At 66.5% G+C, this 23,238-nt stretch carries 20 protein-coding genes; 16 read left to right on the top strand and 4 right to left on the bottom strand.

The features are described 5' to 3' along the window. From Q0S71_RS21535 to Q0S71_RS21505, 7 genes are all read left to right on the top strand, one after another. A partial coding sequence (locus Q0S71_RS21535) for a DbpA RNA binding domain-containing protein (protein ID WP_296000202.1) occupies window positions 1-534 on the top strand: 534 nt, incomplete at its 5' end. Window positions 535-931: 397 nt separating this feature from the next. Continuing rightward, window positions 932-2,797 carry a Mu transposase C-terminal domain-containing protein gene (locus tag Q0S71_RS21530; protein WP_296000199.1) on the top strand — a complete coding sequence of 622 codons (1,866 nt, stop codon included), beginning with the start codon at window positions 932-934 and terminating at the stop codon, window positions 2,795-2,797. A 497-nt stretch (window positions 2,798-3,294) separates the two neighbouring features. Beyond that, window positions 3,295-4,878 (top strand): flavin monoamine oxidase family protein, encoded by a 1,584-nt coding sequence (locus Q0S71_RS21525; RefSeq protein WP_296000195.1) that lies wholly within the window; start codon window positions 3,295-3,297, stop codon window positions 4,876-4,878. Further along, window positions 4,836-5,273 carry a cytochrome c gene (locus Q0S71_RS21520; RefSeq protein ID WP_296000193.1) on the top strand — a complete coding sequence of 146 codons (438 nt, stop codon included), beginning with the start codon at window positions 4,836-4,838 and terminating at the stop codon, window positions 5,271-5,273. Before Q0S71_RS21525 ends, Q0S71_RS21520 begins: the two co-directional genes overlap by 43 nt. Before the next feature lie 78 nt (window positions 5,274-5,351). Beyond that, window positions 5,352-5,861, top strand: a complete 510-nt coding sequence (locus Q0S71_RS21515; protein WP_296000192.1) for a RidA family protein — start codon at window positions 5,352-5,354, stop codon at window positions 5,859-5,861. Between the two features lie 76 nt (window positions 5,862-5,937). Then, window positions 5,938-8,397, top strand: a complete 2,460-nt coding sequence (locus tag Q0S71_RS21510) for a TonB-dependent receptor (protein ID WP_296000191.1) — start codon at window positions 5,938-5,940, stop codon at window positions 8,395-8,397. A 156-nt stretch (window positions 8,398-8,553) separates the two neighbouring features. Continuing rightward, window positions 8,554-9,468: an alpha/beta hydrolase gene (locus tag Q0S71_RS21505; RefSeq protein WP_296000189.1), complete on the top strand. Its 915-nt coding sequence runs from the start codon at window positions 8,554-8,556 to the stop codon at window positions 9,466-9,468. A 45-nt stretch (window positions 9,469-9,513) separates the two neighbouring features. On the opposite strand, the gene Q0S71_RS21500 is transcribed toward Q0S71_RS21505, so the two are convergent. Continuing rightward, complete coding sequence (locus Q0S71_RS21500) at window positions 9,514-9,894, bottom strand: nucleotide pyrophosphohydrolase (protein ID WP_296000187.1); 381 nt, start codon at window positions 9,892-9,894, stop codon at window positions 9,514-9,516. A 183-nt stretch (window positions 9,895-10,077) separates the two neighbouring features. Here Q0S71_RS21500 and Q0S71_RS21495 point away from each other — a divergent pair, with 183 nt between their 5' ends. Next, window positions 10,078-10,947, top strand: a complete 870-nt coding sequence (locus Q0S71_RS21495; RefSeq protein WP_296000186.1) for a DUF2807 domain-containing protein — start codon at window positions 10,078-10,080, stop codon at window positions 10,945-10,947. Here the strand turns inward: Q0S71_RS21495 and Q0S71_RS21490 are convergent. Next, a complete protein-coding gene (locus tag Q0S71_RS21490; RefSeq protein ID WP_296000184.1) occupies window positions 10,931-13,312 on the bottom strand; it encodes a bifunctional diguanylate cyclase/phosphodiesterase in 2,382 nt (793 codons plus the stop codon). The two genes, Q0S71_RS21495 and Q0S71_RS21490, sit on opposite strands and share 17 nt — an antisense overlap. Window positions 13,313-13,346: 34 nt before the next feature. Then, complete coding sequence (locus tag Q0S71_RS21485; RefSeq protein WP_296000183.1) at window positions 13,347-14,846, bottom strand: methyl-accepting chemotaxis protein; 1,500 nt, start codon at window positions 14,844-14,846, stop codon at window positions 13,347-13,349. A gap of 249 nt (window positions 14,847-15,095) precedes the next feature. Between Q0S71_RS21485 and grxC the strand changes: the two genes are divergently transcribed. The 3 genes from grxC to Q0S71_RS21470 all read left to right on the top strand — a co-directional run bounded on the left by grxC (window position 15,096) and on the right by Q0S71_RS21470 (window position 18,003). Continuing rightward, on the top strand, window positions 15,096-15,374 hold the full coding sequence (gene grxC, locus Q0S71_RS21480; protein WP_296000182.1) for a glutaredoxin 3: 279 nt from the start codon (window positions 15,096-15,098) through the stop codon (window positions 15,372-15,374). Window positions 15,375-15,458: 84 nt separating this feature from the next. Next, window positions 15,459-16,472, top strand: a complete 1,014-nt coding sequence (locus tag Q0S71_RS21475; RefSeq protein WP_296000181.1) for an aspartyl protease family protein — start codon at window positions 15,459-15,461, stop codon at window positions 16,470-16,472. 124 nt (window positions 16,473-16,596) lie between these two features. Further along, window positions 16,597-18,003, top strand: a complete 1,407-nt coding sequence (locus Q0S71_RS21470) for a GntP family permease (RefSeq protein ID WP_296000179.1) — start codon at window positions 16,597-16,599, stop codon at window positions 18,001-18,003. On the opposite strand, the gene Q0S71_RS21465 is transcribed toward Q0S71_RS21470, so the two are convergent. Then, a complete protein-coding gene (locus tag Q0S71_RS21465; RefSeq protein WP_296000178.1) occupies window positions 17,945-18,784 on the bottom strand; it encodes a DNA-formamidopyrimidine glycosylase family protein in 840 nt (279 codons plus the stop codon). The two genes, Q0S71_RS21470 and Q0S71_RS21465, sit on opposite strands and share 59 nt — an antisense overlap. Window positions 18,785-18,968: 184 nt before the next feature. On the opposite strand from Q0S71_RS21465, the gene Q0S71_RS21460 reads away from it, so the two are divergent. From Q0S71_RS21460 to Q0S71_RS21440, 5 genes are all read left to right on the top strand, one after another. Further along, a complete protein-coding gene (locus tag Q0S71_RS21460) occupies window positions 18,969-19,505 on the top strand; it encodes a DUF2058 domain-containing protein (protein WP_296000177.1) in 537 nt (178 codons plus the stop codon). Between the two features lie 116 nt (window positions 19,506-19,621). Then, window positions 19,622-20,158 carry a hypothetical protein gene (locus Q0S71_RS21455; RefSeq protein WP_296000175.1) on the top strand — a complete coding sequence of 179 codons (537 nt, stop codon included), beginning with the start codon at window positions 19,622-19,624 and terminating at the stop codon, window positions 20,156-20,158. Beyond that, complete coding sequence (locus Q0S71_RS21450; RefSeq protein ID WP_296000174.1) at window positions 20,145-20,534, top strand: hypothetical protein; 390 nt, start codon at window positions 20,145-20,147, stop codon at window positions 20,532-20,534. The genes Q0S71_RS21455 and Q0S71_RS21450 overlap by 14 nt, the downstream gene beginning before the upstream one ends. 160 nt (window positions 20,535-20,694) lie before the next feature. Continuing rightward, on the top strand, window positions 20,695-22,392 hold the full coding sequence (locus Q0S71_RS21445; RefSeq protein ID WP_296000172.1) for a hypothetical protein: 1,698 nt from the start codon (window positions 20,695-20,697) through the stop codon (window positions 22,390-22,392). Window positions 22,393-22,416: 24 nt separating this feature from the next. After that, window positions 22,417-23,085: a hypothetical protein gene (locus Q0S71_RS21440; protein ID WP_296000171.1), complete on the top strand. Its 669-nt coding sequence runs from the start codon at window positions 22,417-22,419 to the stop codon at window positions 23,083-23,085. Window positions 23,086-23,238 lie beyond the last annotated feature (153 nt).

The following is a 23,238-nucleotide window of genomic DNA, read 5'->3' as shown; positions in this document are numbered from 1 at the left end:
CCGCGCGCCGCCGCGCCGGCATCTTTCGCTGCCGCCCCCGCATCGGCCGCTCCGGCCGCACCGGCCGCCGCGCCGCGCAAGCCGGCCGGTCCGGCTGCGTCGCCGCTGAGCGCCGCCGTGCATGCCGCGCCGCCGCACGCGGACGACGCGCCGAAAAAGAAAAAGGAAAAGCCGGGCAAGGCCATGCTGCCGATGAGCGCCTTCCGCATTGAAGTGGGCAGCGCCCACGCGGCCACGCCGAGCAATATCGTCGGCGCCATCGCCAACGAGGCGGGCCTGGAAGCGAAGCACATCGGCCGCATCGAGATCTTCGACAGCTACAGCATGCTGGAGCTGCCGGCCGGGATGCCGGAAGACGTCTTCGCCCACCTGGGCAAAGTGTGGGTGGGCGGCCAGCAGCTGCGCATCAGCCACGCCGACCAGATGCCGCCGGACTCGTTCAAGTCGACGCCGGCGAAAAAGCCGGCGCCGGGCGCCGCCAAGGGCGACAAGTTCAAGTCCAAGCCGGCCCACAAGGGACCGAAGTCGTATTGATGGTCTGATCCCGGGGTGGCGTCGCATCATTTCGGCGCCGCCCGGGCGTCACCCGGTGTTACCGGCGTATGCATCACAAAGAGACCTTCGGGTCTTTTTTTTCGTCCGCCGTTTCGTTTTGTCCTGTGCACGCTGGCGGTGCGGGGCCATGTTGCGCTGCACCCAAATAAAGCTTATCGATCCGAAAAGACGGCTCGCGGCGGTCGGTCTTCATAGGAGAAACGGCCGGCGCGTCTTGCTGGCCTGAAATTTGCATATATACCATCACATTTCCGATCGGGGCAGGCCCAGGTCTGCTCACTCAACGACACGTCGTTTTAACAGGAGCTCGTGAAATGATGATATTCAGGATGGTGGGGCCGTCGCGCGTACGCGGGCCTGGATGCGGAGCGCGCTGATGCTGCTGCGGAACGATCTGCTTCAATATACCGATCCGCAGCCGCGCATCGTGCGCATACTGTGGATAGATCCCGAGCGCGGCGGCGCCTATATCTTCGACGTCGACGCCGTCGCGGCCGACGCCGAGCCGGTGCCGCTGCAAACGCTGCTCGACGATCTGCAAGCCGGCAAGGCGCGCCTGCTGCTGCACGACCCTTATCTGGTGCTGGTCAGCCAGGAGCTGCTGCCGCAGAAGCATTTGCAGCTGCGCGAGCGCGCCTGGGCCATCGTGCAGGGATTGACGGCGCAGGAGCCGGGCATCTACGAGCCGCGCCGGCGCGGCCAGCTGGTGGCCGAGTGCATCAAGCTGCACGGCGTGTCCCATCCCACCATCTACCGTTATCTGCGGCGCTACTGGCAGCGCGGACAAACGCCCAACGCGCTGCTGCCGGACTACGGCAACTCGGGCGCGCCCGGCAAGGTGCGCGGCGCCTCGGCCGACGTCAAGCGCGGCCGGCCGCGCAAGGACGGCGCCGAGCCGGGACTGAACGTCGACCAGGAAATCCGCAAGACCTTCCGCGTCGCCGCCGCGCGCTACGCCGCCATGCACGAAAAGTTTTCGCGCCGTGGCGCCTACGACCAGATGATCCGCGACTTTTTCTGCCTGCGCCACGTCGAGCCGGAAACCGGCCGCGTGGTCCACGCGCTGCCGCAGACGGTCAATCCGCAGACGGCCGCGCTGCCCACTTTCGGCCAGTTCAATTACTGGCTGGAGCAGGACAGCGACCGTCCGGCCACGGTGTCGCAGCGCGCGCTGGGCGTGCGCAATGGTGGCCACGGCGGCGCGGCCGGCGACGGTGGCGCCGCCGCGATGCCGGCGCCGCTGCAAGCGGGCCGCCCCGGCACCGCCTTCTATCTCGACGCCGTGCGCGCCGACGTGCAGCTGGTGTCGCGCGCCGACCGCGCACAGGTGGTGGGCCGGCCGCTGCTCTATGTGGTCACCGATGTTTTCAGCGGCATGATCGCCGGCCTGTATGTCAGCCTGGAGCCGCCCGGCTGGCCGCACGCCTTGCAGGCGCTGGCCCACGCCGGCGCTTGCAAACTGCGCTACTGCCAAAGCTTCGGCCGCGCCATCGAGGAGCAGGACTGGCCCAGCCACCACCTGCCGGCGGCGCTGGTCGTCCATCCCGCGCTGGCCGAGGGCTGGCGCGGCGATGTCCTGCTCAATAACTTCAATATCGGCGCCGAGCTGCGCGAGCACGGCCCGGCCGAATGGCAGGCCGTGCTGGCCAAGCGTTTCACGCTGCTGCCGCCGGAGCACGGCGGCCGTGGCAGCCAGCTCGATGGCGTGCTCGATGTGGCGCAGTTCACGCGCATCGTCATCGAGTGCGCGCTGTACTACAACCGCCACCACACGCTGCGCGAGGCCGGCGCCACGCCGCTGGAACTGTGGAACTGGGGCGCCGACCATCGCGGCGTCGCGCTGAAAACCTATCCCGAGCAGCTGCTGCGCTGCTGCCTGCTGCCGGTGGCCCAGGCCTGCGTGACGGCCGACGGCATCCGCCTGCACGACAGTTATTACACATGCGCGCGGGCGATCGACGAGCGCTGGTTCGAGCGCGCGCGCCAGCGCGGCCAGTGGCACGTCAAGGTCGCATTCGACGCCGCCAACCTCGATACGGTCTACCTGCTCGACGCCAGCACGTCGATGCAGTTCCACGCCTGCCACCTGACCGACCGCAGCGACGGCCATCGTCATTTGTCGGCGGTCGAAATCGCCTTGCACCAGCAGGCGCGCCAGCGCACGCGCGCGCAGGCCGGCGTGCAGGCGGCGGCCGGCCTGGCCTTCAACATCGAGCAGATCGTCGCCGGCGCCGCCGGTTGACGCCACCACTCGATTCCTCCCCTCTCCACGGCGCGGTGCCCGGCACCGTGCAGACCACTGTGGAAATATTGGTGCATGCATTGCAATGGTGCAGTGCAGCTAATCCCCCTGTGCGATGAGACCAGCGCCCGCGCAAACGCCGGCGCGCGGCCGCCCTGCGTGCAAAAAAAACCGCGCGCCGCTGCGAAAAAAATAGTCTGTTCACGACGAATAAAGTCTGTTGTCAGCTGCATTTCCGGCGTCGCCGAAAACACGGGGAAGGACCGTGGACGATGCGTCGCACGGGCGTGAAAAGAACGCGCCGTCATGGGTGATACAACATTGTTTTTCCTTTGCGCCGGACGCGCCGCGCGCCGCCATCCATGGCCGAAACAAGTTTATTTTTTCATAAAAAAATCTCCGTTTTTCATGACCTTATGGCACGCCGATTGCTAAGAAGGAGGCATAGGGCCGCGCGACGTCCCGCAGAGTTTTTTGGTAAAAACGTGAGGAAGCAGATGGATAGTACGAACATCAAATCGTTCACCCGCAGGGACTTCTTGTACCGTGCCGCCGCCGTCGGCGGCACGGGTCTGCTGATGAACACCATGAGCGCCTGGGGCATGGGCATGGAGTCGACCGCCAGCGCGCCGCCGGTGCTGACCGGCAGCGGCAAGGGTAAGAAAGTCCTCATCCTCGGCGCCGGCCTGGCCGGCATGACGGCCGCTTTCGAGTTGGGCAAGCTCGGTTACAGCTGCCAGATCATCGAAGCGCGTTCCTTCGCCGGCGGCCGCTGCCAGACCGCGCGCAAGGGTTTCAGTTTGCAGGAGCTGGGCGGCGACGCGCAGACCTGCCAGTTCGACGAAGGCCAGTACATCAACCACGGTCCATGGCGCATCCCCTTCCACCACCAGTCGACGCTGCACTACACGCGGCTGTTCGAGGTGCCGCTGGAAGTGATGATCAACGATAACGACAACTCCATCATCTACGCCGAAAACGGCGGCCCGCTGTCTAAGCAGCGCATCCGCCCGGCGCAGGTCAAGGCCGACATGCGCGGCAACGTCGCCGAGCTGCTGGCCAAGTCGGTCAAGAACAACCAGCTCGATAACGAATTGACGGCCGACGACAAGCACCTGCTGCTCGACTACCTGGCGCACGAAGGCCAGCTGGCCGGCGCCGACCTGCGCTACAAGGGCCGCAGCGGCCGTGGCTACACCACCAATCCGGGCGCCGGCCTGACTCCGGGCACGCTGTCCGATCCGCTCGGCTTCAAGGATTTGCTGGCCTCCAAACTGGGCAACGTCTACAGCGCGGTGCAGGACTTCCCGATGCAGAACACCATGTTCCAGCCGGTCGGCGGCATGGACCAAATCGCCAAGGCCTTCGAGAAGCGGGTCGGCAAAAATATCCGCTACCACTCGGAAGTGCAGACGCTGCGCCAGAGCGCCGGCGGCGTCACCGTCACCTTCAAGGACACCATCTCCGGCAAGGTCTCCAGCGTCAGCGCCGACTACTGCCTGTGCGCGATTCCGCTGTCGGTGCTGCGCAATATCGACACCGATTTTTCCGATCCCTTCAAGCAGGCCGTCAAGGCCGTCGCCTATGCGCCGGTCGGAAAAATCGGCTTGCAGATGAAGCGCCGGTTCTGGGAAGAGGACGACCATATCTATGGCGGCCACGTACTCACCGACATCAAGGGCATCAACACCATCTCGCTGCCGTCGACCGGATGGCAAAAGAAAAAGGGCGTGCTGCTCGGGTATTACCACTACCAAAACACCGCCATCGAAATCAGCGCGCTCAGTCCCGCCGAACGGGCCGAATTCGCGCTCGACGCGGGCCAGAAAATCTTCCCGGCCTACCGCTCCTCGTTCGAGTCGGCGTTTTCCGTGGCCTGGCACCGGGTGCAGTACAACCTGGGTGGCTGGGCCGAGTGGAACGACAAGAACCGCGCCAGCGCCTATCCGGTTTTGATCGAAGGGGAAGGCCGCGTGCTGCTGGCCGGCGAGCACCTGAGCTACCTCACCGGCTGGCAGGCCGGCGCCATCGAATCGGCGTGGCAGCAGATCGCCAAGATCCACGCCCGGGCCAGCGCATGATGCGGCGCCTGATCTTCGGCATCGCCGCCGCGCTGCTGGCGACCCTTCCGGCGCAGGGCCAGGAACTCGATGGCAAGACGCTGTTCATGAAAAATTGCGCGGCCTGCCACCAGGCCAGCGGCAAAGGCATACCGGGCGCCTTCCCCGCGCTGGCCGGCAACGCCTTCGTGCAGGGCAAGGCCGCCGACGTCGCCGCCGTGCTGCTCAAGGGGCGCGGCGGCATGCCCGATTTCAGCGACACGCTCAACGACCGCGATATCGCCACCGTCCTCAGTTTTGTGCGCAACAACTGGGGCAGCAAGGCCGAGCCGCTGAACGCCGCCGACGTGCTGGCGCTGCGCGGCGCGCTCGGTGTTGAACCCTTTAGCAATGGAGAGGTATCGAACCGACACTAGCCACTTCAGCCCAAGCAGCGCATAAAAAATATAACAACACCAGACCTACAAACAAACGTTCACTAGCCGGGAGAGTTCATGAAAAAAAATCTGATCCAACGCAGCGCGATGCTGCTGGTGCCGGCGGCCTTGTCGCTGCTGGCCGCCAGCGCCGGCGCGCAGGAAATCGTGCGCCACAAGATTCCGGGCTCCGATTTTCCGATCGCGCTGGCCGTGTCGGTGCCGCCGACGGCGACACTGCACTTCATCAGCGGCCAGGTGCCGCCGGTGGTCGACAAGGCCGCCGCGCCGGAGTCGCTGGCCGCCTATGGCGACACCAGGACCCAGTCCGAGGGCGTGCTGAAAAAAATCAAGGAAGTCCTGGCCGGCATGGGCCTGGCCATGGGCGACGTGGTCGAGATGCAGGTGTTCCTGGTCGGCGATCCGGCCAAGGGCAGCCACGCCGACACCAAGGGTTTCATGGAAGCCTACACCCAGTATTTCGGCGGCGCGCAGCCCAATCTGCCGACCCGCGCGGTGGTGCAGGTGGCGGGCCTGAGCAGCCCGGGATGGCTGGTCGAGATCCAGGTGATCGCCGCCAAAAAATAAAACCGGCATCGAGCAAGTCACAGCGTTTTTTTAATTGACCAGGTCTTATTTTAATTTTCACTTGATGGGGATAACAATGCACAAGGCCATACTGAAATCCGGCGCCGTCGCCGCCTTAGCACTGATGCAATCGGGACTGGCCTACGCCGCCGACGCCGCACCCGCCGCACCCGCCGCCGACGTGGCCGCGGCCGAACTGTCGACCAGCGCCGTGATCGTGACCGGCACCCGCACCAGCGGCCTGAAAGTGGAGAACAGCGCCTCGCCGGTGCAGGTGCTAGACGCCGCCTCGCTGCAGCGCAACGGCCAGCCGGACCTGATCCAGGCGCTGGCCCAGAATTTGCCGTCGTTCCAGGCCCAGGCCATCGGCGGCGACGCCGCCAACAACACGCTGTCGGCCCGCCTGCGCGGCCTCAGCCCCAACGACACGCTGGTGCTGGTAAACGGCAAACGCCGCCACGGCACCGCCAACCTGGCCGTGCTGGGCGGACCGTTCCAGGGCGGCGCCGCGGCCGACTTGAACTACATCCCGGTCGCCGCCATCGACCACATCGAAGTGCTGCAGGATGGCGCGGCGGCCCAATACGGCTCCGACGCGATCGCCGGCGTCATCAACATCATCCTCAAATCGAATTTCCACGGCGGCAGCGTCACCACCACCGGCGGCGGCTATTCGGACCAGGGCGGCCACACGGCCGACGCCTCGGCCAACATCGGCTTCCAGCCGTTCGAGAAGTCCTTCCTCAGCGTCACCGCCGAATCGAAATACCACGGCTTCAGCGATCGTGGCGGCATCGACCCGCGCGTCATCGACACGGCCACCGTCGCGGCCCAGCCGGCGCTGCTGCAGGCGTCCGGCTATCCGAACCTGAACCACATTTCGGGCGACGCCCAGTACCACCTCGACATCCTGGCCGCCAACTTCGGCCTCGACATCAACGACAGCACCCAGCTCTACGCCTTCGGCACCATCGGCAAGAAGGACGCCGCCTCGTTCGAAAACTATCGCCTGCCGGTGAAGATCCCGGCCATCTATCCGACCGGCTTCTCGCCGCAGGAAACCATGAAGGAGCAGGACGGCTCGTTCACGCTCGGCATCAAGGGCACGCTGGCCGGCTGGAATATGGACCTGAGCTCGACCTACGGCAGCGACGTGGCCAAGATCGGCGTCGACCACTCCGGCAACGTCTCGCTGTTCCAGGACACCGGCGCCACGCCGACCGTGTTCAAGGCCGGCGAATTCCAGGCCAGCCAGCTCACCACCACGCTCGAAGGCAACCACGAATACGACATCGGCGCCGCCACGCCGCTGAACGTGGCCGCCGGTATCGAGCACCGCATCGACAAGTACGAGATCGACGCCGGCGACGCCGCCTCGCGCTACAAGGAGGGTTCGCAGTCCTTCCCCGGCTTCTCGCTGACCGACGCCGGCAGCCACCGCCGCACCAACGAAGCGGCCTATCTGGACTTCAGCGTGTCGCCGACCAAGCAATGGCTGGTCGACCTGGCCGCGCGCTATGAGCACTTCAGCGATTTCGGCAACGCCAAGGTCGGCAAGCTGACCACGCGCTACGATTTCACGCCGGACTTCGCCATCCGCGGCACCTTCAGCAACGGCTTCCGCGCGCCGACGCTGGCCGAATCGTTCTACTCGGCCACCAACGTGTCGCCGCGCAGCGCCTTCGTGCAGCTGGCGCCCAATTCGGCCGGCGCGCGACTGGTCGGCATCGACGGCCTGAAGGCGGAACGGTCGGACAACGTCAGCGTCGGCTTCGTGCTCACGCCGGTCAAGGACGTGACCATGACGCTGGACGCCTACCAGATCAAGATCCGCGACCGCATCGTCGGCAGCGGCCAGGTCTACGGTTCCGGCAACGCCGTCAACTCGCCGGCCGTGGTGGCGGCGATTCTGGCCAACGGCAACGTGCTCGATCCGAGCGTGTCGCAGACCGGCATCAACATCTTCTCGAACGCGGCCGACACCCGCAACCGCGGCGTGGAATTCGTCAGCACCTTGAACAGCAACTTCGGCACGGCGGGCCGCGTCGACTGGTCGGCCGCGTTCAACTACAACCAGGTCAAGGTCACCAAGATCAACCAGGCCCCGACCCAGTTGCAGCCGCAAACGCTGCTCGACGCCACCGCCATCTCCGACCTGGAAACGGCGTCGCCGAAGTACCGCCTGAACCTGGGCGCGTTGTGGAAGTACGGCGCCTTCACCGTCAACCTGCGCGAAACGATTTACGGCAAATCGTCCGAGCAGGAGCTCAACGAAGCGGGCGACCAGTACTACACGACGACGATCGCGCGCAAGGGCATCACCGATCTGGAGGTGGCGTACGCGTTCAATAAATCGTGGTCGGTGGCCGTCGGCGCCAACAACCTGTTCAACCAGTATCCAAGCGGGATGAACCCGGAGATCCTGAAGCAGCAGCGCGCCGGATTGGATAACGGCGCCGTCACGGTGCTGCCATCGTTCTCGCCGTTCGGCATCGACGGCGGCTACTACTACGCCCGCGCCAACTACAAGTTCTAAATAGTTCGCGTTGACGACCAGGGCCACGCAGCGATGCGTGGCCTTTTTTTTTGCGCTATGCGGCGGCGCGCGATCCCGGTTCCCGTTGGCCCGCCACGGCGCCTTTCATTGCGTGTAGCATGGCGTTCACAATTATTCAATCGCGATGGGACTAGCATGCTGAAAAAAATGGGCAAGACCTTGCTGGCGGCGGCCATCGCCGGCGGCGTGGGCGCCGCCGTCACCGCCACGGCGGCGCCGATGACCTTGCAGGATTATCTGGCGCTGAAAGGCCCGGCGCCGGACCGCCACATCGCCTACGGCGCGGCGCCGTCGCAATTCGTCGAGCTGTTCAAGCCGCAGGGCGCCGGCCCGTTTCCGGTCGCGGTGCTGATCCACGGCGGCTGCTGGACCGTGCATTTCGGCGGCATCGAACAGATGCGCAACATGGCCGGCGCGCTGGTCAAGCAGGGCATCGCGGTGTGGAACGTCGAGTACCGCCGCGTCGACGAAGCCGACGGCGGCTATCCCGGCATGTACCAGGACGTGGCGACGGCGCTGGACCGGCTGCGCGCCGAGGCGGCGGCCAGCGATCTCGATGCGCGGCGCGTGGTGCTGGTCGGGCATTCGGCCGGCGGCCACCTGGCCCAGTGGGGCGCTTCGCGCGCGCGGCTGCCGCGGTCCAGTCCTCTGTACGTGGCCGATCCGCTGGCGGTGCCGGTGGTGCTCAGCCTGGGCGGACTGGCCGACCTGCGCCACGAGGAGGCGCTCATCAAGTCCAGCTGCGAGCGCGATATGGCGCAGCTGACCGGCGCCGCCAGCGCCGCGCGGCCGGATGTGTTTTCCGACACGTCGCCGGCCGAGATGCTGCCGGCCGGCGTGCGCACGGTGCTGATCCACGGCGAGTTCGACACCATCTCGCCGCTGCGCGCGGGCCAGGATTATGCGCGCCGCGCGCAAGGCGCCGGCGACGCGGCCGAGGTGATCGTGCTGCCCAACGCCAGCCACTATGACGAGGTGGCGGCGACGTCGCCGTCGTGGACCATCGTTGTGGCCGAGATCCGCAAGGCGCTGGGGGTGGCGCCGCGCTAAGCGGTGGGGTGGGATGCGCCGCCACTTCGGGGTCTGACCGCGTCGTCAGTATTCGTTATATTTGCGTGGGTCGCCCCGCACTTGCGCGGCCGGATATTTGACGGCGTTCAGTTCCATCTTTTCCAGCACGGCCGCGCGCAGGTCGACGTTGCAGCGGTCGGCCAGCTGGATCAGGTAGACCAGCACGTCGGCCATTTCGTGGCGGATGCCGGTGCGCTTGGCGTCATCGAGTTCGGCGTCGGCGCCGGTGTTGAGCCACTGGAAATGCTCGGCCAGTTCGGCCACTTCGACCGACAACGCCATCGCCAGGTTTTTCGGGGTGTGGAATTGCTGCCAATCGCGCTCGCTGGAAAAGCGGCGGATGCGTTCGCGCAGTTCGATTAGGCTGTCGGTGGCGGTGATGCTGGGGGCGGCGGCGTCGGTCATGGCGGGCAATCGGGCAAGGTGGTCGATAGCGCATGCTAGCGCATTTGCGCCGGCGCCGGGATGCCCTTGGCGATCCGATAATGCAGTTCATGCCACGTTTCGCGCCGTCCGTCGCATCGCGCCGGCGCGGCGCGGGCGACCCCGCTACAGTAGCCCGATTCACTCACTCCCGGGAAAAATCGTATGCGCGCTCCATTCATCCTCGCCACTGCCGCCAGCCTGTTCGCCCTCGGCGGCTGCGCCGTCATCGTCGTGCCGGATGGCGACGGCGTCCACTACGAAACCTCCTTCGACAGCGCCGGCGTGAGCGGCAACGGCCTGCGCCAGGTCGAGCAGCGCCCGGTGGCCGCCGTCACGGGCCTGGACGTCAACGGTCCCTTGCAGGTCGAGGTGCGGGTCGGTCCGGCGCCGTCGCTGCAACTCGACGCCGACAGCAATCTGCTGCCCATGGTGAAAACCGACACCAGCGGCAACCGCCTGCGCATCTGGATCGACGGCCGCATCCGCGGCAGCAATCCGGTCCACGTGGTCTACACGACGCCGCAGCTGAACCGCATCGATTCGTCCGGCGCCGGCCAGCTCACCGTCAGCGGCCTCAATGGCGGCGCGCTGACGCTGAGCCAGAACGGTTCGCGCTCGACCGAATTGTCGGGCGTGGTCGGCCGGTTCGATGTCAGCGTCAACGGTTCGGGCAGCGTCAGCGCGGCCGGCCTCGACAGCGGCAGCACCACAGCCGCGCTGCACGGTTCCGGCAAGCTCGATCTGGGCCAGATGCGCGGCGACATCCTCAACCTGGAGGTGCACGGTTCCGGCGGCGTGCGCGCCAGCGGCAGCACGCACATGCTCAACGTGCGCCTGCACGGTTCCGGCAGCGCCGACCTGATGGCCTTGCGCAGCGACGGCGCCGACCTGGCCACCTATGGCTCGGGCAGCATTTCGGCCGGCGTCGGGCAGACGCTGGTGGCCGAAACCAGCGGCTCCGGCCACATCACCGTGTACGGCAATCCGTCGCAGCGCTCGGTCAGCGGCAAACATGTCAGCGTGATGCAGTAACGCCGTCGAGGTAGCGCAGCAGCTGGTCCAGCGTGTCGGGCCGCGCGTACAGATAGCCTTGCAGGCAGTCGCAATCGGCGCCGATCAGGAAGTCGGCCTGGGCCCGCGTCTCGACGCCCTCGGCCACCACCCGCAGGCGCAGGTGGCGCGCCATCGCCAGGATGGCTTGCACGATGGCCGTGCCGTCGGCGTCGGCCGGCGTGCCCTGGATGAAGCCGCGGTCTATCTTCAGCTCGTACAGCGGCATCTTCTTCAGATAGGCCAGGCTGGAATAGCCGGTGCCGAAATCGTCGATGGAAAAACGGATGCCGAGCGCGGCCAGCTCGCCCATGCGCGCGACCGTGTCGTCGAGCTTGTCGACCAGCAGGCCCTCCGTCACTTCGAATATCAGTTGTTGGGCCGGGGCGCCGCTGTCGCGCAGCGCGGCGCGCACCTGGGCCACGAAGTCGGGCTGGCGGAACTGGCTGGGGCTGACGTTCACCGACAGCGCGATGCGGTGGCCGGCCTCGGCCAGTCGCAGCACGGCGGCGCAGGCCTGGCGCAGCGCCCACAGTCTCAGCGCCACGATCAGGCCCGACTCCTCGGCCACCGGGATGAATTGCGCCGGCGGCACCATGCTGCCGTCGGCGCGGCGCCAGCGCATCAGCAGTTCGGCGCCGGCGACGCGGCCGTGGCGGTCGACCTGGGGCTGGTAGTGCATTTCCAGCGCGCCGTGGGCCAGCGCCTGCGCCAGCTCGTTTTCCATCGTCAGACGCCGTTCGACGTCGGCCTGCATCGCCGCCTCGAAGAAGACCACGCCGTTGCGTCCGCCCGCCTTGGCGCGGTACATGGCGGTGTCGGCTTCGCGCAGCAGGTCGGCCGCGCTCTGGCCGCCGCGCGGCAGCAGCGTGACGCCGATGCTGGCCGAGGAGGAGTAATGCTGGCCGTCGATGTCGAAGTCGCGCGCCAGCGCGTCGCGGATTTTTTCGGCCACCAGGCGGGCCGCGTGGCCGGCGTGGACCAGGCCGTCGGCCGCGCGGCCGACGTCGGCCAGCAGCACGACGAATTCGTCGCCGCCGATGCGGGCCACGGTGTCGGCCTTGCGCACCAGCTGCGCCAGGCGCGCGGCCGCGTGCTGGAGCAGGGCGTCGCCGGTGGCGTGGCCGCGGGCGTCGTTGATGAACTTGAAGCGGTCGAGGTCGACGAACAGCACGGCGCTGAAGGTGGCGCCGCGCACGGCGCCGGCCAGCAGCTGGGTCAGGCGGTCCATCAGCAGGCGGCGGTTGGGCAGCGCCGTCAGCACGTCGTAAAAGGCGAGGCGGTGGATGTCGTCCTCGGCGCGCTTGCGCTGGGTGATGTCGCGCTCGACGGCGACCCAGTGCGTGTGCTTGCCGCCCTCGTCGGCGAACGGCACCAGCTCGGTCTCGACCCAGTAGGGCTCGCCGCCGCGCGTGTAGTTCAGCAGCTCGGCGCGCACCGCCTCGGCGTGCGCCATGGCGTGCGCCAGCCGCGCCAGGGTGGCGGCGTCGGTGGCCGGGCCCTGCAGCAGGCGCAGACCGCGGCCGAGCACTTCGGCGCGGCTGTAGCCGCTGCGGCGCTCGAAGGCGTCGTTGACGAAGATGATGCGCTGGCCGGCATGGTCGGCATGGTCGGCATGGTCGGCATCGCCGCCATCGTCCTCGTCGGCCGTGATTTCGGCGATCAGCACCATGTCGTTCAGGCGCGCGACGGCGGCCGACGTCAGGCGCAGCTCGGCGTTCAGCGCGTGCAGGTGGTCGCGCCCGGCGGCCAGCGAGGCCGACGTCAGGCGCTGCTGTTCCAGCGAGCGCGCCAGGTGGCGCAGCAGCACCGAGCAGGGCAGCGTCAGGATGGCGCCGACGAAGGCGAAGTTGATGGTGAAGATGGCCGCCGTCAAGACGGCGTTGTCGGTCAGCGCCGCCGTGTAGGGTTGCAGGCTGGCGCTGGCCGTCAGGTTGATCGTCATGACGGCCGCCGACGTCAGCGCCAGCGTCGCCAGCGCCGGCCACAAGCCCAGCAGCAGCGCCGCCAGCACCGGGATCGCCATCAGGTAGATCTGGGTGGCGGGGCCGATCTTGACCATCAGGCCCACGCCGACCAGGAAGGTCACGCCGAGGAAGTTCAGCATGCGGCTGCGGTAGCTCAGGCGGCTGAAGCGGATCGCGCACAGCCAGGCCATGGCGACGACATCCATCGCCGCCACCGACCACAGGTGTTCGGCCATTTCCAGCACGATGCTGGGGACGGCGGTGACGGTGCCGAGCGCCAGCACCGCCAGCAGCAGGCGCGCGAAAATCTGCGCGCGCCAGTGCGCCAGGTCGTCGGCCGCGTCCGGTGCCGCTGGGGTGAGGCGCGTGGCGGCGGCCATGGGCTCGGTTCCGTGGGCGGCGCAGGGCCGTCGCTCAGTGCAGCTTGAAGAAGGCCATCACCGATTGCAGCTGTTCGGCCTGGCCGCTCATTTCTTCGGCGGTCGCGGCCAGCTGTTCGGAGCTGGAGGCGTTTTGCTGGGTGGTCTGGCTCAGCTGGCTCATGGCCATGTTGATCTGGCCGGCGCCGGTCGACTGCTCTTCCGACGCGGCCGTGATTTCCTGCACCAGGTCGGAGGTGCGCTTGATGTTGGGCAGCATGGTGTCGAGCAGGGCGCCGGCCTGTTCGGCCAGGCCGACGCTGCTGCTGGCGACTTGTTCGATTTCCTGGGCCGCCACCTGGCTGCGCTCGGCCAGCTTGCGCACCTCGGCGGCGACGACGGCGAAGCCCTTGCCGTGCTCGCCGGCCCGCGCCGCCTCGATGGCCGCGTTCAGCGCCAGCAAATTGGTTTGATAGGCGATGTCGTCGATGATGCCTATCTTCTTGGCGATGTCGCGCATCGCCGCCACCGTCGAGCGCACGGCGGCGCCGCCCTCGGCCGCCTGCTGCGAAGACTTGCCGGCCATGCCGTCGGTGACCTTGGCGTTTTCCGTGTTCTGCGATATCGAGGCCGCCATCTGCTCGATGGCGGCGCTGGATTCCTCGGCGGCGGCGGCCTGTTCGCTGGCGCCCTGGGCCAGCGCCTGCGCCGTGGCGCTCACTTCTTCGGACGCGCCGGCCAGCGCCTCGGCGCCGTTGTTCACCTCGCGCACCACGCGTTGCAGGTTTTCGACCATGGTGTGCATGGCGTACAGCAGGCTGCGGCGGTCGCCGGGCCGCAGCCTCACGGTGACGTTGAGGTCGCCGGTGGCGACCTTGTCGACGATATCGGCCGCGTAGTCGGGTTCGCCGCCCAGTTGGCGCAGCAGATTGCGCGCGATCAGCACGCTGATGACGATCAGCACCAGCAGCGTGGCGGCGGCGATGACGATGGACTGCGTCATGGCGTGGCGCTTGGTGGCGACGGCCGCGTCCGAGCCTTTTTTGCCGAGCTCGATGTTGTAGGCGAACTGGGCGTCGATGGCGCCGGTCAGGGCGTTGACGTCGGACTTGGCCTGGTCCAGCATCAAACGGGCTTTGTCGTTGCGGTTGGCGCGCGATTCGACCAGGATGGCCTCGACTTCGGGGCCGAGCTTGTCCCACGCGGCCTGCTCGGCCTGCAACAAGGCCTTGTCCCTGTCGTCCGACAGCAGCTCGGCGTATTTCTTGAAGCCGTCGGCGATTTCCGCGCGCGAGTCGACGATGGTGGCGTCGATGGGCGCCATCTGGGCGCTGTCGGTGTTGAGCACATGCATGCCGACGCGGATGCGCAGGCGCAGCACGGCGTCGCGCAGGCGGTCCAGCACCACCAGGCTGGGCACGGTGTTCACGGTGGAGTAGCTGGCGGCGTCGTAGACGTCTTCCATCTGATATCGGCTCAGGCCGGCGAGCAGGACGATGCCCAGCAAAGCGGCCAGGGCCATGGACGCCAGCTTTTGTGCGACAGTCAATTTCATTGCAGTCTCCGCGTCCGGTCGTGCTTGCTAGTATGCATTTGTTTGCCGGCATTGCGTGCTTTTTTTGCATCAAATTCCCGCCGCGTGCGACACCGGAAGCCCAACCTCGGTCGGGCCGGTGCGACGATTGAGACGAATGAGCAAAATATCGGGCGGTTTCAACATTAAATCATCATTGGCCTCGCCCTATACTGGGTGCATGACGGCGGCGCTTGTTGCCCGTCGGCTTAATAATCGAGAGGAAATATCATGTCCCATCTACCCGCCCATGGCATCACCCTGTACAGCACCGGCAGCTGCATGTATTGCATGATGGCCAAGCGGCTGCTGGCGGCCAAGGGCGTGACGCCGGCCGAAATCGACGTCGGCAGCGACCGCGCCCAGCTCGGCGAAATGATGAGCCGCAGCGGCCGCCGCACGGTGCCGCAAATCTTCATCGGCGAACGCCACATCGGCGGCTACGACGACTTGCTGGCGCTGGACCGGCAAGGCCAGCTCGATGCTTTGCTGGCCCGGTCCGGGGCTTGAAGACGGGTCGATACATTCCGATACGGACGGCGCGCCGGGCTTATGTCTATAATTATTAATTAATTAATTATGGGAAATGGTCAAGTGACTACTTATCGCCGCAAATTGATCCAGCAATACGCCGGCGCGCTGGCGCTGGCCGGCGCAGCGATGTGTGTGATGCACGCCGCGCGGGCGCAATGCCGCTACACGGAACTGGCCGCGCTGCCGCTGGAGCAGCCCGGCAACGGCGCGGCGCCGATGATGGTGGGAACCATCAACGACAAGCCGGTCAAGATGTTGTTCAGCACCGGCGCGCAGCTGACTTATGTCGTCAAGGCCGAAGCCGACCGCCAGGGCCTGGCCATGTCGCCCCAGCGCATGCGCATGAGCGGCATGTCCGGCACCGCCAACACGTGGCAGGCGAAGGTGCATGAGATCGCCGTCGGTCCGGCCCGCGTCGACAACGAATATGTGACCGTCGTCGACGGCCACCCGAACGCCAGTTACGGCGCCATCATCGGCGCCGACTTCCTGTCGCAGGCCGACCTCGACCTGTCGCTGGCCGACAAGCAAATGAAGTTCTTCCGCGCCGAAGGCTGCCAGGACAAGGGCCTGGCCTACTGGGACGACAAGGCCATCGACATTCCGATGCACAGCGTGTCGCTCAAGGACCAGCGCCAGATGTTCGAGGTCGAGCTGAACGGCCAAAAAGTGCGGGCCATGATTTCCTCCGGCCTCGCCACCAGCATCATCGACCTGGCGACCGCCGAAGGCCTCGGCATCACGCCGGCGTCGGATGGTGTGCTGCCGGTCGGCAAGCTGACCGGGCTCAAGGGTGACAAGACGCAAATCTGGAGCGCCCCGTTCGACAGCTTCGCCATCGGCGGCGAAACGATCAGCCATCCCCGCATCCGTTTCGGCGAAATCCACAAGGCGCAATGGTTCGGCCGCGAGGGCGCGCAGATGCTGCTGGGCCGCGACTTCCTGCAAACCCACCACGTGCTGCTGGCGATGAGCCAGAGCCGGCTGTATGTCTCGTATCTGGGCGGCCAGGTCTTCATGACCGAGCCCGTGCACGCGACCACCGCGCCGGCCGCCGCGCACGGTCAGCCCTGAGTTCCGGGTCCAGCCTTGCGCGGACCCGACGCCAGCTCCGGCGAAGTTGTGATGTAATGGCGCGCGGCGCCGGCTTTCGAGCCGTCGCCGCGACCAATAAAAACAAATCGTCAACGGAGATCGTATGTCCTTTATCGTAGTCCTGGCCGCGCTGGCGTTCCTGATGCTGGCCGCCTATCGCGGTTACAGCGTGATTTTGTTCGCCCCCATCGCCGCCCTCGGCGCCGTGCTGCTGACCGATCCGGGCGCCGTCGCGCCCGTGTTCAGCGGCATCTTCATGGAAAAGATGGTCGGCTTCATCAAGCTGTATTTCCCCGTGTTCCTGCTCGGCGCCGTGTTCGGCAAGCTGATCGAGCTGTCCGGCTTTTCCGAATCCATCGTCGTGGCCGCGATCCGCTACATCGGCAAGTCGCGCGCCAATGCCGTCATCGTCGCCGTGTGCGCCTTGCTGACCTATGGCGGCGTGTCGCTGTTCGTCGTCGTGTTCGCCGTCTACCCCTTCGCCGCCGAGCTGTACCGCCAAAGCGGCATCCCGAAACGCCTGATGCCGGGCGCCATCGCGCTCGGCGCGTTTTCGTTCACGATGGACGCGCTGCCGGGCACGCCGCAAATCCAGAACATCATCCCCACCACCTTCTTCAAGACCACCGGCTGGGCCGCGCCGTGGCTGGGAACGCTGGGTTCGCTGTTCGTTGTCATCGTCGGCCTCAGCTATCTGGAATGGCGCCGCCGCGCGGCCATGGCCAAGGGCGAGGGTTACGGCGGCGCGGTCGAGTCCGACGCCGGGCGCGTCGATGCCGGCGCCGGCGCCTTGCCCCATCCCTTGCTGGCGGTGGCGCCGCTGGTGCTGGTGGGCGTCGTCAACTTCGCGCTCACCAAGCTCATCCCCGGTTGGTATGGCGACAGCTATGCGCTGACCAGCGACGCGCTGCCCGGCCTGCACGCGCCCATCACCACGGCCGTCAAGGCGCTGGTGGGCATCTGGGCGGTGGAGGGCGCGCTGCTGGTCGGCGTCGTCTTCGTCGGGCTGACGGCGCTGGGCCGGGTGCGCGCGAACTTCGCGGCCGGCACCAAGGTCGCCGTCGGCGGCGCGCTGCTGGCGGCGATGAACACGGCGTCCGAATACGGCTTCGGCGGCGTCATCGCGGCGCTGCCGGGCTTCGTCGTCGTCAGCGACGCGCTGCGCAGCGTGCCCAATCCGCTGGTCAACGCGGCCGTGTCCGTCAGCGCGCTGGCCGGCATCACCGGCTCGGCCTCGGGCGGCATGAGCATCGCGCTGGCGGCCATGTCGGACAGCTTCATCAAGGGCGCCCAGGCGGCCCAGATTCCGCTCGAGGTGTTGCACCGCGTGGTGGCCATGGCCAGCGGCGGCATGGATACCCTGCCGCACAACGGCGCCGTCATCACGCTGCTGGCCGTCACCGGCCTGACGCACCGCGAATCGTACCGCGAGATTTTCGCCGTCACCGTCATCAAGACGCTGGCGGTGTTCTTTGTGATCGCGATTTATTATCTGACCGGGCTGGTGTGATCGCCAGGGGCGTCAGCAAGTCCGGCGCCGCCTCGCGCGCCGTCGGATATTGTTTCTGGCAGCGGGTGCAGAAAAAACTGCGGCGCTGGGTCTTGCCCAGCTGCGCCCTGTGGAAGGGGATGTGGCAGCGCGGGCAGCCGCTCTTGGTGTGCGCCAGCCAGTGCGCCTTGAGCGTGCCGGCTAGCTTCCACTCCAAAAATTCGCCGGCGTAGACGCGCGCCTGCTCCACCAGTTCGCGCAGCTTGCGCGGCGGCAGGTCGCCGAGGCGCGCCAGCGGGTGCAGACGGATGCGGAACAGCACTTCGTTCTTGATGATGTTGCCGACGCCGGCGAAGATGGTCTGGTCGAGCAGGGCGTCGCAGGCCAGCGTGTCCGGCAGCGCCCGCAGTTTTTTCAGCGCCAGCGCCGCGTCCCACTGGTCGGACATGATGTCGACGCGCCAGTCGTACTGGCGCTCCAGGTCCGGCGCCAGCTGCTTGACGGAGCAGGTGTAGAAATTGAGTTCGCCGCCATCGTCGTCGAAGCGCAGGCTCAGTCGCGGGACCGCGTCCTTGCGCGCGTTGATGCGGTAGCTGCCGAACATCAGCAGGTGAATGCGCAGCGCCGCCGCCGGCGTCTGGATCAGGAAATGCTTGCCCCAGCTGCGCATGGCCAGCACCGGCTGTCCCGCCAGCGCCGCCATGTCGACGTCCTTGGCGCTGCCGCCGGCGTGGGCGATGGTCTTGCCGACGAAGCCGGCCGTCTGCTCGCGCAGGATGACGATCGATGGTCCTTCCGGCATGGCGCGCTCCCCTGAGGTTGAGATGCCAGTATGGGCAGCGGCGCGGCGGCTGGCTGTGCGCCGATTAACACAGCGTTTGTGCGCGGCCGTGCGGCCCCATCGCGGCCGGCGGCGCCGATAGTTTGTTATGCTAGCGGCTTTCCACCGGCGCGCGCCGGCGGGCCATCATTACGGAGTAGCAGACATGGTCTCGTTGCAAGAGCAGTTTTTAAAGGCCGGCCTGGTCGACAAAACCAAGGCCAAACTGGCCAACCAGGACAAGAGCAAGCAAAAGAAGGTCGAGCGCCGCACCGGCACGCAGAGCGTCGACGAGGCGCGCCTGGCGGCGCAGGAGACGCAGCGCAAGAACGCCGAGCGGGCACGCGAGCTCAACGCCCAGCGCGACGCGGCCGCCGCCCAGAAAGCCATCGTGGCGCAAATCGCCCAGATGGTGCAGCAGAACCGCCAGGGCAAGGGCAATGGCGACATCGCCTACAACTTCACCTTCAACAAGAAAATCGAGCGGCTCTATGTGTCGGCGGCGGTGCAGGGCCATCTGGTGGCCGGCCGTCTGGTAATCGTCGGCCTGGGCGGCGCGTTTGAACTGGTGCCGCGCATCATCGCCGACAAGATCGCCGAGCGCGACGCGAGCATCGTGGTGCGGGTGAACAAGGCCAGCGCCGAAGTCGACGAGGACGATCCGTACGCCGCCTTCCAGATTCCCGACGATTTGATGTGGTAAGGCAGGTCCGCAAGCCGGAGTGAGGCGCCCTGGCGCGGCGTCATCGCCGCAGGAGCGTACGGATGTGCAATGGCATATCTTGGCCGTAGTACCTTATTCGTCTTCCTGAGGAAAATGTGAGCACTACCAATCACCTTGGCAATTTAGGGGAAGACGTCGTCTCCCTGCTATTTCGCCGGAGAATTGATAAAGTCTATCGATTCTCCGTCACGTTCCTGGGCGAAAAAGCGCAGCTTCTGGATTTCATGGTGAATCTGTTGGATGATAACGGTTCGGAATATGGACCGTTCTTTTTTCTTCAGGTGAAGACGACGGCGACGATAGGAGCGCCGGGTGCGGGCATCCCCGCGACGTTTACCGCCGAAGAGGTCAGGAATGCGCGGGCACGCAAGGTGCCGGTATATCTGGTGGCGGTGGAGTCCGGCGACGACGATGCCGAAAGAATCTTCGCCATTGCGATCGATGAAACGCTGAAGGGCGGCGTTGCTGTCGTTCCGCCCATTTTCTCTCTCGCGGACAAAGCGACGCGTATGCGGATTTATGACGAGGTTCACGCTTACTTTCTATCGGAGGCGAAAATATTCCAATCGCATTTGACGCGGCAAGCGTATGCTTCTCAGAAGGGGAGGGAGGGAAATGATGAACAGTCCTGAGAAATTTGCGACATCGCTGGTCTCCCTCGCACTGGTGAGAAAAGGATACGTCACCTCCAAGGACGTACCCTATCGCGATCAATTCAGAGCCGATATTCTGGCGGTTGGTAAAGACCAAGATAAGCGGGAAGAGACCTTTATTGTGGAGGTCAAAGCCATACGCGGCCGCCAATTCGCGCCTGAACAAGTCGATATCCTGCGCGAGCAATATCGCTCCGATTTTGATATCCCCGTTTATTTTGCGCTGTTCATCGATAGCGACAGCGTGCTCATGGTGGATGACGAGTTACACAAACGTATGCTATTTTCCGACGAAGAAATACGCTTGGAAGTGATCCCACAGGAAATCGTCGCCGCCGATAGCCCAAGCCCGTAAGTGGCGGCATTTCTTGGTGCAATTGGAATTATTACTCAATTTTTATGATATATTTGAGTATTAATTTTGATAAGTATCAATATGCATCAGTTTACGTCCGCCGCCCCACGCCGCGCGCCGCGCCCGGCCGCCATCGTTTTCCCACGCTGAACGCCGCGGCATGGTCACGGCTGCGTTCTGGCGTCCCCTTTCCCGGCTGACGCGGGCGGTCGCGAAAAAATTCCTGTTCGATTTGCCTTCCAGCTGCTTTTCCGCCGCGCTGGCCGCGCTGGCGGTTCAGCTGGGCTTGCTCGATATCTTCACCAAACTGTCGCTGCTGGCCGTGTCCAACCTGGCGCTGGCGCCGTCGCTGCCGGCCGTGGCGCCATCGCAGGGACCGGTCGTGCTGTACTTGAGCGAGGCCAGCTGGCAGCAGCGCTATCTGGAGCGGTCGCCGCTCGACCGCTGCCGCATGGCCGAAGACTTGCAACGCATCCTGGACCTCGGCCCGCGCACGCTGAGCGTCGACTTCGACCTCTCGCCCGGCTTGCGGGAAGACGCGCCGGCCTGCCGCGCCCAGCTCGATGGCGTGCTCGACCGCAGCGCCGCCCGGCTGGTGTTGCTGGCGCCATTCCGCGTCGCCTCGGACGCTCTGCTGCAACGCAAGGCCGACTGGATGCTGGACCGCTGCCGGCGCGGCGTCACCTTCGGCGACGGCGGCCTGAACTTGTCGCTGGGCGTCGTCATCGATTACCGGCCGGCATCGGACGGCCTGGCCGACGCCGTGGGCCAGCGCGGCCGCTCCCACCTGTGCGCCGACCTGCGGCAGGCCGGCGGCGCCGAGCGCTGGCTGCGGCGCGGCGCCGAACCCTACGACGGCGCCGACGGCGAGCCGCTGGCGATCGACTTTGCCGGATTCGCCGGCGCGGCCTCGGCGCTGGCGCTCGAGCATCCGGCGCTGGCCAGCGTGGACCACTGGGGTAGTCGCGACGTCTATTTCGGCGGCGACTACGGTGGCGGCAAGGAGGATAGCTTCCTCACGTCGATGGGACCCTTGCCCGGCGTGGCCATCCACGCCGCCATCGCGTGGTCGCAAGCCCATCCGGTACGCGAGCCGTCGCGCCTGCTCGGCTTTGGGCTCGACCTGTTCACCGCCTTCGTGTTCTCGCTCGGCATAGGATTCTTCTGGAAGCAGTATCTGGATTTCAGCCTGAGCAAGAACCGCTGGCGCAGGGAAGGTTCGACGCTGGTCGTGCTGGGCTTCGTGGCGTATTTTTTGCTGATGCTGTATTTATACTTCCAGCTGGCCGTGGTGCTGTTCGCGCACGGCATCCTGATCGTGCCCGTGCTGATCGGCCTGAGCATGCTGGTCGACGGTTTCATGCGCGGCCCGATCGACGCCTTCCATGAGCGCGAGCACGAACACGGGGCCGCGCATGAACACGCGGCAAAACACGGCGGGCAAGCGGCCCGGCATGCCGGGCACGAAACGGCGCGCCCACGACGCCCCGCATGGAATGCGTGGTCGGCCGCGCTGGCGGTCGGCGTCGCCGGCGCCGCGCTGGGCGTCGCTGGCGACCAGTGCTGGCACGGCGGCGCGGGCGTCGTCAGCAGCGCCTTCCTGGGACTCAATGGCGCGCTGTTCCTGCTGCTGGTGCTGGGCTTGCTGCGCAAGGTCAGGCGACTGCTGGTGCTGTTCAAACGTCGGTGCCGGACCGGATTCCACCGCCGGGCCCGCAGCGCGCGCACGCCCGCGCTCACGCGGCCGTGGACGGCGTCGCGCGGCCGCTACGCCGTCGATGTGCTGGTGTGGACCTTGCGCTGGAAGACGTCCGTGGCCGCGCTCGGTATTGCGCTGTTTTTGATATTGCATCCCTGATCGCCACATCCCAAGGAGGACACCATGCTCAAAACCATCCCGCTGCTGCCGGCGCTGACACTGCTGCTGGCGCAACTGACTCCGCTGGCGCACGCCGCGCCCGAGTGCGAAGTGCTGCCCTTGCCGCAAAGCGAACGCAGCGCCCAGACCGTCGCGGCCGCCAAGGCGCTGCGCGCGACCGATCCCTGCAAACTGGTGCCGGGGCTCAGTCCGAAGTCGCTGCGGGTGGTCTGGGCCGGCCTGCTGTCGAACCGCCAGACCGGAGGCCGCCGGCTCGACAACCTGGCGCCGGAAGGATTGCCGAACGGCAGCGTGCTGCCCGGCCCGGCCGGCATCCATTTCGATTTCCGCGCCGTCGCGGCGGAACAGATCCGTTCCTTCCGGCTCGAACGCGACCACGCCGTGCTGGCCGACACGGCTGCGCCGCCGCCCGAACTCGACGTCATGCCGGGCGGCGCGGGCGGCGATTACCGCTGGGTGCTCGTCACGCGCGCGGCCAGCTATCACGGCGAGTTCACGCTGCTCGACGGCGCCGAACGGCGCGACGTCGAACAACAGCTGGCCGCGCTGGAGAAAAGCGGCCTGGACCAGGTGACGCTGCTGCTCTACAAAGCCGCCATCTACGACGACGCCAGCCTCTATTCCGAGCGCGACCGCGTCTACCGACAGCTGCGCCAGCTGGTGGCGCTGTGATGCGCGCCGCCCGCCGACTCCCCCTGGCCGCCGGCCGCCGCCGGCTGGCCGTGGCCATGCTGCTGTGCGCCGGCGCGCTGGGCGCGACCAGCGCGCCGGCCGCGCCCAAAAAAGCGCCGCCGCCCGCCGCCAGCGTCGCCAGCGCCAGCGCCG

Source organism: Rugamonas sp., assembly GCF_025354735.1.
GTDB lineage: Bacteria > Pseudomonadota > Gammaproteobacteria > Burkholderiales > Burkholderiaceae_D > Rugamonas.
The sequence above is the reverse complement of the archived record's forward strand: the minus strand, read 5'-3'. Positions and strand labels throughout refer to the sequence as shown.

Bases quoted from the DNA above. Each gene is read 5' to 3' on its own strand.
- Q0S71_RS21450 (WP_296000174.1), top strand. From the start codon at position 20,145: ATGAACAGTCCTGAGAAATTTGCGACATCGCTGGTCTCCCTCGCACTG.
- Q0S71_RS21510 (WP_296000191.1), top strand. From the start codon at position 5,938: ATGCACAAGGCCATACTGAAATCCGGCGCCGTCGCCGCCTTAGCACTG.
- Q0S71_RS21485 (WP_296000183.1), bottom strand. From the start codon at position 14,846: ATGAAATTGACTGTCGCACAAAAGCTGGCGTCCATGGCCCTGGCCGCT.
- Q0S71_RS21470 (WP_296000179.1), top strand. From the start codon at position 16,597: ATGTCCTTTATCGTAGTCCTGGCCGCGCTGGCGTTCCTGATGCTGGCC.
- Q0S71_RS21495 (WP_296000186.1), top strand. From the start codon at position 10,078: ATGCGCGCTCCATTCATCCTCGCCACTGCCGCCAGCCTGTTCGCCCTC.
- Q0S71_RS21460 (WP_296000177.1), top strand. From the start codon at position 18,969: ATGGTCTCGTTGCAAGAGCAGTTTTTAAAGGCCGGCCTGGTCGACAAA.
- Q0S71_RS21465 (WP_296000178.1), bottom strand. From the start codon at position 18,784: ATGCCGGAAGGACCATCGATCGTCATCCTGCGCGAGCAGACGGCCGGC.
- Q0S71_RS21530 (WP_296000199.1), top strand. From the start codon at position 932: ATGCTGCTGCGGAACGATCTGCTTCAATATACCGATCCGCAGCCGCGC.
- Q0S71_RS21500 (WP_296000187.1), bottom strand. From the start codon at position 9,894: ATGACCGACGCCGCCGCCCCCAGCATCACCGCCACCGACAGCCTAATC.
- Q0S71_RS21525 (WP_296000195.1), top strand. From the start codon at position 3,295: ATGGATAGTACGAACATCAAATCGTTCACCCGCAGGGACTTCTTGTAC.
- Q0S71_RS21505 (WP_296000189.1), top strand. From the start codon at position 8,554: ATGCTGAAAAAAATGGGCAAGACCTTGCTGGCGGCGGCCATCGCCGGC.
- Q0S71_RS21490 (WP_296000184.1), bottom strand. From the start codon at position 13,312: ATGGCCGCCGCCACGCGCCTCACCCCAGCGGCACCGGACGCGGCCGAC.
- Q0S71_RS21445 (WP_296000172.1), top strand. From the start codon at position 20,695: ATGGTCACGGCTGCGTTCTGGCGTCCCCTTTCCCGGCTGACGCGGGCG.
- Q0S71_RS21515 (WP_296000192.1), top strand. From the start codon at position 5,352: ATGAAAAAAAATCTGATCCAACGCAGCGCGATGCTGCTGGTGCCGGCG.
- grxC (WP_296000182.1), top strand. From the start codon at position 15,096: ATGTCCCATCTACCCGCCCATGGCATCACCCTGTACAGCACCGGCAGC.
- Q0S71_RS21440 (WP_296000171.1), top strand. From the start codon at position 22,417: ATGCTCAAAACCATCCCGCTGCTGCCGGCGCTGACACTGCTGCTGGCG.